Source organism: Streptococcus sp. 4094 (assembly GCF_013277125.1).
Lineage (GTDB): Bacteria > Bacillota > Bacilli > Lactobacillales > Streptococcaceae > Streptococcus.
In genome coordinates this window covers 151191-165808 of record NZ_VMMI01000008.1, presented here as the reverse complement: position 1 = coordinate 165808, position 14618 = coordinate 151191, and the positions used below count along the sequence as shown (strand labels likewise).

The 14618-nt window shown below is 38.7% G+C and carries 12 protein-coding genes and 1 pseudogene; 8 read left to right on the top strand and 5 right to left on the bottom strand.

The window, feature by feature from the left end:
• The first annotated feature begins 25 nt into the window (after positions 1-25).
• The 4 genes from HT721_RS02550 to HT721_RS02535 all read left to right on the top strand — a co-directional run bounded on the left by HT721_RS02550 (position 26) and on the right by HT721_RS02535 (position 4080).
• Positions 26-343 (top strand): PTS lactose/cellobiose transporter subunit IIA, encoded by a 318-nt coding sequence (locus HT721_RS02550; protein WP_173228826.1) that lies wholly within the window; start codon positions 26-28, stop codon positions 341-343.
• Positions 343-2034: a lactose-specific PTS transporter subunit EIIC gene (locus HT721_RS02545; protein ID WP_173228823.1), complete on the top strand. Its 1692-nt coding sequence runs from the start codon at positions 343-345 to the stop codon at positions 2032-2034. Before HT721_RS02550 ends, HT721_RS02545 begins: the two co-directional genes overlap by 1 nt.
• Before the next feature lie 339 nt (positions 2035-2373).
• Complete coding sequence (gene lacG, locus HT721_RS02540; protein WP_173228821.1) at positions 2374-3780, top strand: 6-phospho-beta-galactosidase; 1407 nt, start codon at positions 2374-2376, stop codon at positions 3778-3780.
• A 42-nt stretch (positions 3781-3822) separates the two neighbouring features.
• Positions 3823-4080, top strand: coding sequence for a DUF3884 family protein (locus HT721_RS02535; protein ID WP_000475754.1), 258 nt, complete (start codon positions 3823-3825; stop codon positions 4078-4080).
• 283 nt (positions 4081-4363) lie between these two features.
• Here HT721_RS02535 and HT721_RS02530 read toward each other — a convergent pair whose 3' ends face one another.
• From HT721_RS02530 to nrdH, 4 genes are all read right to left on the bottom strand, one after another.
• Positions 4364-5125 carry a DeoR/GlpR family DNA-binding transcription regulator gene (locus tag HT721_RS02530; RefSeq protein WP_000917605.1) on the bottom strand — a complete coding sequence of 254 codons (762 nt, stop codon included), beginning with the start codon at positions 5123-5125 and terminating at the stop codon, positions 4364-4366.
• 179 nt (positions 5126-5304) lie between these two features.
• On the bottom strand, positions 5305-6267 hold the full coding sequence (gene nrdF / locus HT721_RS02525; RefSeq protein ID WP_023939068.1) for a class 1b ribonucleoside-diphosphate reductase subunit beta: 963 nt from the start codon (positions 6265-6267) through the stop codon (positions 5305-5307).
• 187 nt (positions 6268-6454) lie between these two features.
• Positions 6455-8614, bottom strand: a complete 2160-nt coding sequence (gene nrdE / locus HT721_RS02520; protein WP_173228819.1) for a class 1b ribonucleoside-diphosphate reductase subunit alpha — start codon at positions 8612-8614, stop codon at positions 6455-6457.
• A gap of 80 nt (positions 8615-8694) precedes the next feature.
• Complete coding sequence (nrdH, locus tag HT721_RS02515; RefSeq protein ID WP_000259242.1) at positions 8695-8913, bottom strand: glutaredoxin-like protein NrdH; 219 nt, start codon at positions 8911-8913, stop codon at positions 8695-8697.
• Between the two features lie 349 nt (positions 8914-9262).
• Between nrdH and HT721_RS02510 the strand changes: the two genes are divergently transcribed.
• The 4 genes and pseudogenes from HT721_RS02510 to HT721_RS02495 all read left to right on the top strand — a co-directional run bounded on the left by HT721_RS02510 (position 9263) and on the right by HT721_RS02495 (position 12490).
• Positions 9263-9526 (top strand): phosphocarrier protein HPr, encoded by a 264-nt coding sequence (locus tag HT721_RS02510; protein WP_000146947.1) that lies wholly within the window; start codon positions 9263-9265, stop codon positions 9524-9526.
• Between the two features lie 5 nt (positions 9527-9531).
• Positions 9532-11265, top strand: coding sequence for a phosphoenolpyruvate--protein phosphotransferase (ptsP, locus tag HT721_RS02505; protein WP_033680190.1), 1734 nt, complete (start codon positions 9532-9534; stop codon positions 11263-11265).
• A gap of 134 nt (positions 11266-11399) precedes the next feature.
• A pseudogene (locus tag HT721_RS02500) lies at positions 11400-11894 on the top strand (YkgJ family cysteine cluster protein).
• A gap of 56 nt (positions 11895-11950) precedes the next feature.
• Entirely contained in the window at positions 11951-12490 is a 540-nt protein-coding gene (locus HT721_RS02495) for a ClbS/DfsB family four-helix bundle protein (protein WP_173228817.1), read from the top strand.
• Positions 12491-13248: 758 nt separating this feature from the next.
• Here HT721_RS02495 and HT721_RS02490 read toward each other — a convergent pair.
• Positions 13249-14148, bottom strand: coding sequence for an Rpn family recombination-promoting nuclease/putative transposase (locus tag HT721_RS02490; RefSeq protein ID WP_173228815.1), 900 nt, complete (start codon positions 14146-14148; stop codon positions 13249-13251).
• Positions 14149-14618: the final 470 nt, after the last annotated feature.

Below are 14618 nucleotides of genomic sequence, written 5' to 3'. Positions count from 1 at the left end.
AAAATTATATAAGGAGAATTCTATCATGAATAGAGAAGAAGTAACATTGTTAGGTTTTGAAATCGTAGCCTATGCTGGCGACGCTCGTTCAAAACTATTGGAAGCCTTGAAGGCTGCTGAAGCTGGTGATTTTGCAAAAGCAGACGTTCTTGTAGAGGAAGCTGGTTCTTGCATTGCTGAAGCTCACCACGCTCAAACAAGTCTATTGACTAAGGAAGCTTCTGGTGAGGACTTAGCGTATAGTGTGACCATGATGCACGGTCAAGACCACTTGATGACAACTATTTTGTTAAAAGATTTGATGCACCACTTAATCGAACTCTACAAGAGAGGAGTTAAATAATGAATAAACTAATTGCATTTATCGAGAAAGGAAAACCTTTCTTTGAAAAACTATCTCGTAATATCTATCTTCGTGCTATTCGTGATGGTTTCATTGCTGGTATGCCTGTTATTCTCTTCTCAAGTATCTTTATCTTGATTGCCTTTGTACCAAACTCATGGGGCTTTAAATGGTCTGATGAAGTTGTAGCTTTTCTGATGAAACCTTATAGCTATTCTATGGGTATTCTGGCTCTCTTGGTAGCTGGTACAACAGCTAAGTCATTGACCGACTCAGTAAACCGTAGCATGGAGAAAACCAATCAAATCAACTATATGTCAACGCTGTTGGCAGCAATTGTTGGTTTGTTGATGTTGGCAGCTGATCCTATCGAAAATGGTCTAGCTACTGGATTCTTGGGGACAAAAGGTTTGCTTTCAGCATTCCTTGCTGCCTTTGTTACTGTAGCCATCTATAAGGTTTGTGTTAAGAACAACGTCACTATTCGCATGCCTGACGAAGTTCCACCAAATATCTCACAAGTCTTTAAAGATGTGATTCCATTCACTCTATCAGTGGTTTCTCTTTATGCTCTTGATTTACTAGCTCGTCATTTTGTTGGTTCTAGTGTGGCAGAATCAATCGGTAAATTCTTTGCACCATTATTCTCTGCAGCTGATGGCTATCTTGGTATTACCATTATCTTTGGTGCTTTTGCCTTCTTCTGGTTTGTTGGGATTCACGGTCCATCTATCGTTGAACCAGCAATCGCAGCGATTACTTATGCAAATGCCGAAGTCAACTTGAATCTTCTTCAACAAGGGGTGCACGCTGACAAGATTCTTACTTCTGGTACACAAATGTTTATCGTTACCATGGGTGGTACAGGTGCGACACTAGTTGTTCCATTCATGTTCATGTGGTTAACAAAATCAAAACGTAACCGTGCAATCGGACGTGCTTCAGTAGTTCCTACCTTCTTCGGTGTAAATGAACCAATCTTGTTTGGTGCACCACTTGTGTTAAACCCAATCTTCTTCATTCCATTTATCTTTGCTCCAATCGCAAACGTATGGATCTTTAAATTCTTTATCGAAACTCTTGGAATGAACTCATTTACTGCTAATCTACCTTGGACAACTCCAGCTCCACTAGGTCTAGTTCTTGGTACGAACTTCCAGGTTCTATCATTCGTTCTAGCTGCCCTCCTAATCGTGGTTGACGTAGTCATTTACTATCCATTCCTTAAAGTCTATGATGAACAAATTCTCGAAGAAGAACGTTCAGGTAAATCTAATGACGAATTGAAAGAAAAAGTTGCTGCAAACTTTAACACTGCAAAAGCAGATGCTATTCTTGAGAAAGCGGGTGTAGAAGCAGTACAAAATACAATCACTGAAGAAACAAATGTCCTCGTTCTCTGTGCAGGTGGAGGTACAAGTGGTCTCCTTGCAAATGCTTTGAATAAGGCAGCAGCAGAATACAATGTCCCTGTGAAAGCAGCAGCAGGTGGCTATGGTGCTCACCGTGAAATGTTGCCAGAGTTTGATCTTGTTATCCTTGCTCCTCAAGTTGCTTCAAACTTTGAAGACATGAAAGCAGAAACTGATAAACTCGGTATTAAACTTGCGAAAACAGAAGGCGCTCAATACATCAAATTAACCCGTGATGGAAAAGGTGCTCTTGCATTTGTACAAGCTCGATTCGATTAAGGCTAGAGACTCTGAAATAGTCTCCTATCGTTACGGAAATCGCTATGGCGAATTTCCTAATCGCCTTGTTAATTCGTCGGTAAAAAGATTATCGTTTTTACCTCCTCATGTCACAATTCGATTAATAATAGGGACTCTGAAATAATCTCCTATCGTTACGGAAATCGCTATGGCGAATTTCCTAATCGCCTTATTAATTCGTCGGTAAAAAGATATCGTTTTTACCTCCCCATGTCACAATTCGGTGACTTGCTACAAGAAGTGAGATGGAGAAGGATGGCTCACTGACTCCTCTCCTCTCACTTTTATTTTATTTAAATCAAGAAATAGGTGAAAAAAATGACAAAAACATTACCAAAAGATTTTATTTTCGGTGGCGCAACAGCTGCCTATCAAGCAGAAGGTGCTACACATACTGATGGAAAAGGACCAGTTGCGTGGGATAAGTATCTTGAAGATAACTACTGGTACACTGCCGAACCAGCCAGTGATTTTTACAATCGATATCCAGTTGACCTCAAGCTAGCAGAAGAGTATGGTGTCAATGGCATTCGAATTTCTATTGCTTGGTCACGTATTTTCCCGACTGGTTATGGTCAAGTAAATCAGAAAGGTGTTGAGTTTTATCATAATTTATTTGCAGAGTGTCACAAACGTCATGTTGAGCCTTTTGTAACTCTTCATCACTTTGACACACCAGAAGCTCTCCACTCAAATGGAGACTTCTTAAACCGTGAAAACATTGAACACTTTGTAGACTACGCGGCTTTCTGTTTTGAAGAATTCCCAGAAGTAAACTATTGGACAACCTTTAATGAAATTGGACCAATCGGTGATGGTCAATATTTGGTTGGTAAATTCCCTCCAGGTATTCAGTATGACCTTGCCAAAGTCTTTCAATCGCACCATAATATGATGGTGTCTCATGCGCGTGCAGTCAAGCTATATAAAGATAAAGGTTATAAAGGTGAAATTGGTGTTGTTCACGCTCTGCCAACTAAGTATCCTTTGGATCCTCAAAATCCTGCAGATGTTATTGCGGCAGAGTTGGAGGACATTATCCATAACAAATTTATCTTGGATGCAACTTATCTGGGTCACTACTCTGAAAAGACTCTGGCAGGGGTAGAGGCTATCTTGGCTGCCAATGGTGGTAGCTTAGATCTTCGTGAAGAAGATTTCGAAGTATTAGAAGCCGCAAAAGACTTGAACGACTTCCTTGGAATCAATTACTATATGAGTGACTGGATGGAAGCCTTTGATGGAGAAACTGAAATTATCCATAATGGTAAGGGTGAGAAAGGAAGCTCTAAATACCAAATCAAAGGTGTTGGTCGTCGTGTAGCTCCTGATTATGTACCACGTACGGATTGGGATTGGATTATCTACCCTCAAGGTTTGTATGACCAAATCATGCGCGTGAAGAAAGATTATCCTAATTATAAGAAAATCTACATCACTGAAAATGGTCTTGGATATAAAGATGAGTTCGTTGATAACACTGTTTACGATGATGGCCGTATTGATTATGTCAAACAACACTTAGAGGTTTTGTCTGATGCGATTGCAGATGGAGCGAATATAAAAGGTTACTTTATTTGGTCATTGATGGACGTCTTCTCATGGTCAAACGGTTATGAGAAACGTTATGGTCTCTTCTATGTAGACTTTGAAACGCAAGAACGTTATCCGAAGAAATCAGCTCATTGGTACAAGAAAGTAGCGGAAACTCAAGTGATTGAGTAGTAGAATGAGTCATTAGATATAGAATTTTAGTGAGGCAAAAAGATGTTCAAAAATTTTATCCAATCTATTTATGAAAAAGTTTATATTATCAACTTTGAAAAATGTTCTCAAATACCGTGTTTGACGAATGAAGAACTGAAAAGCCTTGGGAAATGGTATGTCTCGACCGGTAAAGAATGGATTTGTCATTCAGACTATGAGCTGGAAGAATTTAAAAATCTATTTTTAAATTTTATCAATCCTGAAGAATGGGATACTATCTCCTTTGATTCAGATTTTATGCCGTTTCAACAATCGTAACCAATTTCCAAAAAAGTTAAATCTTATACCTAGTACGCTGCAAAACTCTTATCTAATCACCTTGCTTATACTCAATGAAAATCAAAGAGCAACTTTAAACTAGGAAGCGAGTCGCAGGTTTCTCAATGCATAGCTTTGAGGTTGCAGATAAAGCAATTGGGCAAAAAGTCTTTGATACAGAAAAACGCATAATATCAGGTGTTGAAAACCTTGATACTATGCGTTTTATTGTGGGAAGATTTACTTCTGAAATTGAGTTGTTAACTAGAATCTTTCAGGTTTATTAAGGCTTGATGACTTTAGTAAGTTTAGATAGCTCAAAAAGGATTGAATCACTTAGTTTAGAATCTGAAACAATAGTATCAAGATTTGATACATTATAAAAAGTATAAAAATCAAACTTATTGAACTTACTATGATCTGCGAGCAAATATTTTTTATTAGAATTATTTAAAGCGATGCGTTGAGCCTCTCCCTCTTCCTCGCTAAAAGTAGCTAGAGCCCCGTTTTGAATACCATTACAGCTAACGAAAGCTTTAGAAAATTGGAGATTAGAGAGATTTTGTAGGGTCAATGTGCCAACAAAAGCACCTGTAATATCGCGATAATTTCCACCTATCAAAATCAAATCTGTTAATTTTCGTTCGCTTAAAATCAGAAAAACAGGTAGACTGTTGGTCACGACGCGGATATTGTCAATAGGCAACTCACGTGCAAAAAATTCTAATGTTGTTCCTGGTCCAATAAAAATAGTTTCTCTTTCTTCTACTAGACTGCCTGCAAAACGGGCTATTTCTTGTTTTTCTGCCGTTTGGAGGGCTTGTTTTTCAATATTTGATCGCTCATTAGTCAAAAGGGAGTTGGTTCGAAGTTTTTCAGCTCCACCATGCACACGAATCAGCAAATCTTTATCAGCTAATTCCTGTAAATAGCGCCTTGCAGTCATATCTGAAACGGCTATTTCGTCCATAATCTGTTTAACCGTTATGGTTCCTTTACTATTTACTGTCTCTAAAATTTTGGTTAATTTTTCTTGTTTGAGCATATTATCACCTCGTTTCCTACTACTATCTTACCATAAACTAGCTCATCATTCAAATACAAAAACAACAAAATAAAACAAAAACAAAAATATCGAGGTTTGTTTTCAAAACTTCGATATTTTATTAGATTATTATTTTGTTGTTTCAAGTTTACTTTTTGATGGTTAAGAGTGGTGGAGAATTAGTCCAAACCGTAGTTGTAGTCATCATCTTGCATGGCTTCAACTTCGCCAAGAAGGTAACCATTTCCGACTTGAGAGAAGAAGTCATGGTTGGAAGTTCCTGTTGAAATACCGTTCATAACGATTGGGTTGACATCTTCAGCTGAATCTGGGAAAAGTGGATCTTGTCCCATGTTCATGAGAGCTTTATTGGCATTGTAGCGAAGGAAGGTTTTAACCTCTTCAGTCCAACCAACACCGTCATAAAGACTCTCTGTGTAGCCTTCTTCATTTTCATAAAGAGTATAGAGTAGGTCGTACATCCATTCTTTGAGTTTTTCTTGCTCTTCTTCAGGCAATTCATTGAAACCAAGTTGGAATTTATAACCAATGTAAGTTCCGTGAACAGACTCATCACGAATAATCAATTTAATAATTTCTGCAACGTTGGCAAGTTTGTTGTTACCAAGGTAGTAGAGGGGAGTGAAGAAACCTGAATAGAAGAGGAAGGTTTCGAGGAAGACACTGGCAACTTTCTTTTCAAGTGGGCTACCGTTGAGGTAGATTTCGTTGACAATCTCAGCCTTCTTTTGTAGGTAAGGATTGGTATTGGTCCATTCGAAAATTTCTTCAATCTCAGCCTTAGTATTTAAGGTAGAAAAGATTGATGAGTAAGATTTAGCGTGGACAGACTCCATAAATTGGATGTTATTGAAAACAGCTTCCTCATGAGGTGTACGGATGTCTGCGCGAAGGGCTTCAACCCCCGTTTCAGATTGCATAGTATCCAAAAGTGTCAAACCACCAAAAACTTTTCCGACCAAGTCTTTCTCTTTGTTAGATAGCTTTCTCCAGTCATCCAAGTCGTTTGACAAGGGAATACGTGTATCGAGCCAGAATTGCTCTGTCAACTTTTCCCAAGTTGATTTATCGATGACATCTTCGATGGCATTCCAGTTAATGGCTTTGTAGTAAGTTTCCATTTGAAATCTCTTTCTGTGTTTAGTATTGCGAACTCACAATTATCTCTATTTTATCATAATTCTATAGGAGTATCGCACAAAAAGTCGGAAGCCCGACTTTTAAAATGTTACATAAATTATGTTATGACCTAGTAGATTTGATTTTATCAGTGCTGCTTAGGGAAAAATAGTGTTTCTATGCTAGAAACTAAATCACACAGCTTTCACATTGGTTGGCACCGACTTCTCCACCGTCATCTGTAAAGGTACGGACGTAGTAGATAGACTTGATACCCTTGTTAAAGGCATAGTTACGAAGGATAGATAAGTCACGTGTCGTTTGTTTGTTTTCTTTCTTCCATTCGTAAAGACCTTTTGGAATGTCACTACGCATGAAGAGAGTGAGTGAAAGTCCTTGGTCCACGTGCTCAGTCGCAGCAGCGTAAACATCGATGACTTTACGCATATCCATGTCGTAAGCAGAAGTGTAGTAAGGAATGGTTTCTGTTGACAAGCCAGCAGCAGGATAGTAGATTTTACCAATTTTCTTTTCTTGACGTTCCTCGATCCGTTGCGTAATCGGGTGGATAGAAGCAGAAACGTCGTTGATGTAACTGATCGAACCATTTGGAGCAACAGCTAGACGGTTTTGGTGGTAAAGACCATCTGCTTGAATCTTGTCGCGAAGTTCAGCCCAGTCAGCAGCGCTTGGAATAAAGACATCTTTGAAGAGTTCTTTAACACGGTCTGATTTTGGAACAAACTCGCCAGTTACATACTTGTCGAAGTAGCTTCCCTTAGCGTAGTCTGATTTTTCAAAGTTGTGGAAGGTGATACCACGTTCACGCGCGATATTGTTTGACTCAACTAAGGTCCAGTAGTTCATAAGCATAAAGTAGATGCTTGTAAATTCAACAGACTCAGGCGATCCATATTCAATCAATTGTTGGGCAAGGTAGCTGTGAAGTCCCATGGCGCCGAGACCAAAGGTGTGGGCTTGGCTATTTCCATGGTCGATGGTAGGAACAGCTACGATGTGTGAACTATCTGTAACGAAAGTAAGGGCACGAACCATAGCACGGATAGAACGACCAAAGTCAGGTGAAGTCATCATGTTAACCACGTTGGTTGAACCAAGGTTACATGAAACATCTGTTCCCATTTGAAGGAATTCTTGAGCATCGTTGATCAAGCTTGGTTCTTGCACTTGAAGAATCTCAGAACACAAGTTACTCATGATAATCTTACCATCAACAGGATTTGCACGGTTAGCCGTATCAATGTTGACGACATAAGGATAACCAGACTCTTGTTGCAATTTAGAGATTTCAGTTTCCAAATCACGCGCCTTGATTTTTGTCTTACGGATATTTGGATTTGCGACCAATTCATCGTATTTTTCAGTGATGTCAATGTAGTTGAATGGCACACCGTATTCTTTTTCGACAGAGTAAGGGCTGAAGAGGTACATTTCTTCATTTTTACGAGCCAATTCGTAGAATTTATCAGGTACTACAACACCAAGTGAAAGGGTCTTAACACGAACTTTTTCATCGGCGTTTTCTTTCTTAGTTGAAAGGAAGGCGATGATGTCTGGGTGGAAGACGTTGAGGTAGACAACACCAGCACCTTGACGTTGACCCAATTGGTTTGAGTAAGAGAAGCTGTCTTCGAAGAGTTTCATAACTGGAACGACTCCAGAAGCTGCTCCTTCATAGCCTTTGATAGGTGCACCAGCTTCACGAAGGTTGCTGAGGGTAATTCCCACACCACCACCAATACGTGAAAGTTGAAGGGCAGAGTTGATTGAACGTCCGATAGAGTTCATATCATCCGTTACTTGGATCAGGAAGCAAGATACCAACTCCCCACGACGAGCACGTCCAGCATTCAAGAAGGAAGGAGTAGCAGGTTGGTAGCGTTGGTGGATGATTTCATTGGCGATATCGATTGCAACAGCTTCATTCCCATCAGCAAAATAAAGGGCGTTAAAGAAGACACGGTCTTCCATGCTTTCAAGATAGTATTCACCGTCATTAGTCTTTAAGGCATATTGATTATAAAATTTATAGGCAGCCATGAAAGACTTGAATTGGAAGTTTTGGTCTTTGATAAATTGTGACAATTCTTCCAAAAATTCTGGACGGTATTTCTTGATAAAGGCTGTTTCGATGTAGTTGTGTTCAATGAGGTAGTTGATTTTATCTTTGATTGAATCAAAAACCATAGTGTTTGGAACGACATTTTCTTTAAAGAAGGCATCCAAGGCTTCCTTATCTTTATGAAGCATGATTTGTCCATTAACAGGACGGTTGATTTCGTTATTGAGACGGAAGTAAGTCACGTCCTCAAGATGTTTTAATCCCATAAAATTTCCCTTATCTAATTACAAAAGAAAGGCTTCTAAGTTAGCCCTAGAAGCAGTTTCTTCTGGATGATGTACTAAGATTATGCTAATTGTTTCAGTTTTCCTGGTTGGAAACCTGAAAAGACTTCAGTTGGTGTTTGAATAATAGGAGCTGCGCTAAAACCGAGTTCTTTGACTTGATCGATGTACTCAGGCTGCTCATCAAGATTGATTTCTTTATATTCAACGTTATTACTGTCCAAGAAACGCTTGGTCATTTTACATTGGACACAATTGTTTTTAGAATAAACGGTTACCATTGTGTAACTCCTCTTTAAAATTTAATTCTATCCTAGTATATCAGAAAATAAAATTTTGTCAATGATTTGAACTAAATATAGTGGTCTTTTTTTCTAGTCAAGCTCACAAAACACAATATGTAGTGTTTGTTTTATAAAACAGCAATGATTATCCTATAAATCGTTTTTAAAGAAACTATATCCTGTGTTTTGTTATCTAGGATAGAAGATTTTCAGCAAGTTATCTGAAAGGAAATTGAAGGAAAATCCAGAAAATGCTTGAAAAAAATCCTAGAAGATGGTATAATACCAAATTGTAAGGGTTATCACATATAACTCAAAAAAGAAAGAACAAAAGGAGAGTCAAACTATGGCTTCTAAAGATTTCCACGTAGTGGCAGAAACAGGTATTCACGCACGTCCAGCAACATTGTTGGTGCAAACTGCTAGCAAATTTGCTTCAGATATCACTCTTGAGTACAAAGGTAAATCAGTTAACCTTAAATCAATTATGGGTGTTATGAGTCTTGGTGTTGGCCAAGGTGCTGACGTAACTATCTCAGCTGAAGGTGCAGATGCAGATGACGCTATCGCTGCAATCTCAGAAACAATGGAAAAAGAAGGATTGGCATAAGGGAAATGACAGAAATGCTTAAAGGAATCGCAGCATCTGACGGTGTTGCAGTTGCAAAAGCATATCTACTCGTTCAACCGGATTTGTCATTCGAAACTGTTTCAGTCGAAGATACAAACGCAGAAGAGGCTCGTTTGGATGTTGCTCTTGAAGCTTCTCAAAACGAGCTTTCTCTTATCCGCGAGAAAGCTGTAGGTACGCTTGGTGAAGAAGCGGCTCAAGTTTTTGACGCTCATTTGATGGTTCTTTCTGACCCAGAATTGATTGGTCAGATTAAAGAAACAATTCGTGCTAAGAAAGTCAATGCAGAAGCAGGTCTTAAAGAAGTGACTGACATGTTCATCACGATCTTTGAAGGTATGGAAGACAACCCATACATGCAAGAACGTGCAGCGGATATCCGCGACGTGACAAAACGTGTCTTGGCAAACCTTCTTGGTAAGAAATTGCCAAACCCAGCTTCTATCAATGAAGAAGTAATCGTGATTGCACATGACTTAACACCATCTGATACAGCTCAATTGGACAAAAACTTTGTAAAAGCTTTTGTCACAAACATCGGTGGACGTACAAGCCACTCAGCTATCATGGCACGTACACTTGAAATTGCAGCTGTATTGGGAACAAATAACATCACTGAAATCGTCAAAGACGGTGATATCCTTGCCGTTAACGGAATTACTGGTGAAGTGATTATCAACCCAACAGATGAACAAGCGGCAGAATTTAAAGCAGCTGGTGAAGCTTATGCTAAACAAAAAGCTGAATGGGCACTTTTGAAAGATGCTCAAACAGTGACTGCTGACGGTAAACACTTTGAGTTGGCTGCTAACATCGGTACTCCAAAAGACGTTGAAGGTGTTAACAACAACGGTGCAGAAGCTGTTGGACTTTACCGTACAGAGTTCTTGTACATGGATTCTCAAGATTTCCCAACAGAAGACGAGCAGTATGAAGCATACAAGGCTGTTCTTGAGGGAATGAATGGTAAACCAGTGGTTGTTCGTACAATGGATATTGGTGGAGATAAGGAACTTCCTTACTTCGATATGCCACACGAAATGAACCCATTCCTTGGATTCCGTGCCCTTCGTATCTCTATTTCTGAAACTGGAGATGCAATGTTCCGTACACAGATCCGTGCCCTTCTTCGTGCTTCTGTTCATGGTCAATTGCGTATCATGTTCCCAATGGTTGCCCTTTTGAAAGAATTCCGTGCAGCTAAAGCAGTTTATGAAGAAGAAAAAGCAAACCTTCTTGCTGAAGGTGTTGCAGTTGCGGATGACATCCAAGTTGGTATCATGATTGAAATTCCTGCAGCAGCCATGCTTGCAGACCAATTTGCAAAAGAAGTAGACTTCATGTCAATTGGTACAAACGACTTGATCCAATACTCAATGGCGGCAGACCGTATGAACGAACAAGTTTCATACCTTTACCAACCATATAACCCATCAATCCTTCGCTTGATCAACAACGTTATCAAGGCAGCTCACGCTGAAGGTAAATGGGCTGGTATGTGTGGTGAGATGGCTGGTGACCAAAAAGCTGTTCCGCTTCTTGTCGGAATGGGCTTGGATGAGTTCTCTATGTCAGCAACATCTGTCCTTCGTACACGTAGCTTGATGAAGAAATTGGATACTGCTAAGATGGAAGAGTACGCTAACCGTGCCCTTACAGAGTGTTCAACAATGGAAGAAGTTCTTGAACTTCAAAAAGAATACGTTAACTTCGATTAATGTCATTAACCTTGTAACCTAGTTGCAAGGTTTTTTTGACGTATTTTAGAAAAGTATGATCCTATAAAGTCCACTTTTCAATGAGTCAGAGGCATGGTATAATAGGGGAAAGTGAATAGAATAAGAGAGAAACCATGTCTAAAGAAATTGATATTGAGTATTACCATCAGCTAGCCTTGCAAAAGCAGAAGGAGCACCGTAAAGTTTTAGCCAATCTAAAGAAAAAACCTCCTAAAAACCTAGACAAGATAGCCCAGTAGATTCACCAAGAAGTCTTTGCGGAGATTGATTGTACTGCATGTGCTAACTGTTGTAAGACTTTGGGGCCTGACTTTAAGGAAGCAGACATCACTCGTATTGCCAAGTACTTTAAGATGAAATTACCTGCTTTTGAAGCGGAGTTTCTGCAGGTGGATGAAGATGGAGATAAGGTTTTCAAATCCATGCCCTGTCCCTTTTTAGGAGGCGATAATCTCTGTTCCATCTATGACGTTCGTCCAAAGGCCTGTCGTGAATTCCCTCATACTGACCGCAAAAAAATCCATCAAATCAACCATCTGACGATTAAGAATACCTTAACCTGTCCAGCAGCCTATCTCTTTGTGGAGAAATTAAAGGATAAGTTATAGAGAGTTAAAGGATAAAAAATTTCTAATAATAACTAACAATATGAAGGGAGAACTCTGTGCCTAGACCGAGAACGAAAGAGGAATTAGTATTATCCTCTAAGGAAAATTATGAAAAGCTCAATCGTTTCATCTCCCAACTAAGTGAAGATGAGCTACAGACTCCATTTGATTTTTCAAGAGACCCAAAGAAAAAAGAAGCTCACTGGAAAAGGGATAAAAACCTGCGGGATGTCTTGATCCATCTTTATGAATGGCAGCAGTTACTTTTGACCTGGGTACATTCTAATCAAAAAGGTCACGAAAGATCTTTTCTTCCTGAAGCTTATAATTGGAAAACTTATGGAGAAATGAATGTCGCTTTTTGGAAGAAGCACCAGAAAACCTCCTTAGAAGAAGCGACTAGACTCCTAGAACAATCACATAGAGAGGTTTTAGAGTTGATGGAATGCTTTAGCAATGACGAACTCTTTACCAAAGGTGTCTATAAGTGGACGGGAGGGACAAGTCTAGGTTCCTACTTTATCAGTAGCACCGCCAGTCACTATGATTGGGCTATGAAAAAGCTCAAAGCACATCAGAAGAATTGTAAGGTATAGATGGACTCTTTGAAATTGCAAGAATGAGTTCTTTTAAACGTAATACTCTTCGAAAATCAAATTCAAACTGCGTCAACGTCGCCTTGCCGTACTCAAGTACAGCCTGCGGCTAGTTTCCTAGTTTGCTCTTTGATTTTCATTGAGTATTAGTTTTTCTAAAATAATTCTAATCTATTATTCTAGCACTAGTAGACTCTTTGGCTAAATCTCCTTTCTACATCTCGTTTCACCAAGAACTTTTAAGAGAGAAATACTCTAAATTAGTTTTGTTACCGTTTTCAATTAGAGTATACTTTTTTTTTTTAGCATTTCAAGTCTTTTTCTAATTTGGAATTTAGTTTCAAATCTTTTTAACTATATCAACTACATTAAAAGTACTTTCAAAAATAAGTAGGTTTCTTGCAAGATCTGTTTCGAGTGGACAAGATAAGAAACAGAAAAAAGAAGAAAGTGTAAAAAACTCAATTTTAGGAGAAAATGAAGGAAATATAGCAGATTGAAATAAAATGAGAATAAATCGATTGGGAAAGTAAAATTAAATTTATAACAAGGATTTAGAAGCTGCGGTATACTATTCTGTTTTCAATCAACTATAGTGTACTAGTATAGATTCAATGCACTATAAAACGCATAGTATCAAGCTTGTTCAACACCTGATACTATGCGTGTTTGTGATTTTTAAGATTTTGTGCCTAGAGTTTTTTAATTCCAAGAATGCCATCTTAACCAGATGGTTTTCTTGTCTATTATTGCTGATCTTACAACAACGCCTCAAACTCAGATACTGACATACCCAACTGCTGACTGGCAACCTCGGAAGTCAGAAGTCCTTGGCGAACCATATCCAGAAAGGCAAAAAGTTTTCCACGTTCAAGTCCTTCTGCCCGACCTCTCTCCAACCCTTTTTCTTCAGCTTGTTCCAAGGCATAGTCCTGTGCTAACAAAGCTTGTTCTTCTCGCATACGTAGTTGACTAAACATTTTCCTGTCCTCCTCGGACCAGCTCTTGTAGTCCAGCAGTTGATCTGCTTGGCTGATGGCTCGCTCGGGTTGTTGAGTAAAGGGTTTATTACCGAAAAACTCTAACCATGGTTTGCGAATACTATCTTTGCTGGTTTCTCTATATTTTTTTAATTCCAAGAACGCCATCTTAACCAGATGATTTTCTTGTCCATTGTTTGTAATTGTTAAAGCCTCTCCCGTCGTATCCTCTCGCATGCTAAAACTATGAAAAGCCAAGTCATCTGAGAAGTAGTTACTATCCACGATTGCGATAGCGTATACTGGTGCGATATGTTTGTAACTCTGGTGAGTATTTCCTTCTTGCTGGCGGATTTTTTCAAGATTTTGATTGACCTGACTACACAGATATGCCCACAGGCGATTGATGAAAAAATTCTGATGGTGGACTTGGATTTCAATAATAACCTGGGTTCCATTATCTAGTTCAGCCAAGACATCTATGCTAGTATAGAAATCTTGGGCTGAATAAGGCAGAGAAGGTAGTACATGAATATTGCTTCCCTCCAAAATGGTTACATTTTTTGCTGGCAAGTCCAACATATCACGAATAAATTGACAAGTGATTTCTGGATTGCTAAAGATTTTCTTAGCAACCAAGTCATTGGTCGGGCTAATGCCCGGATGTCTGAGAATCATCCTTTTCCTCCTTCTATTATAGCACATTTTTAATCTAGGTTTGCTAGATTCAATGCTTCTATCTATTTATTCGTAAAAGAAAGACAAAAGAAGCGAGAAACTTCAAAACTATTACCCCTAATCACTTTCAAAGAGATGAATTTTACTCATATTATTTATTAAAGACTATATTTTACAAAAAAGATTACAAAATCAACCATTTTAGAAAATCCTTACCACTTTCTAGACTATGAATTCTAGTGTTTTTATACTCCTAGCTTTCTCGTCAATATGCCATAAAGCAAGTTCAGTTGATCCATTCCCCGTACTCGTTCACTCTATAGCCGTCTGGTGTTAGCGATACGAAATTTTCCTAAACCTTTTAAATATAAAAAACATCTTTTTCCTCACTTTAGTTTCTAATACTTATTTATCCAGATATAATAGCTTACAATCTTTTAAAATCTTCAAATAAGTTATGATTGTTCCAT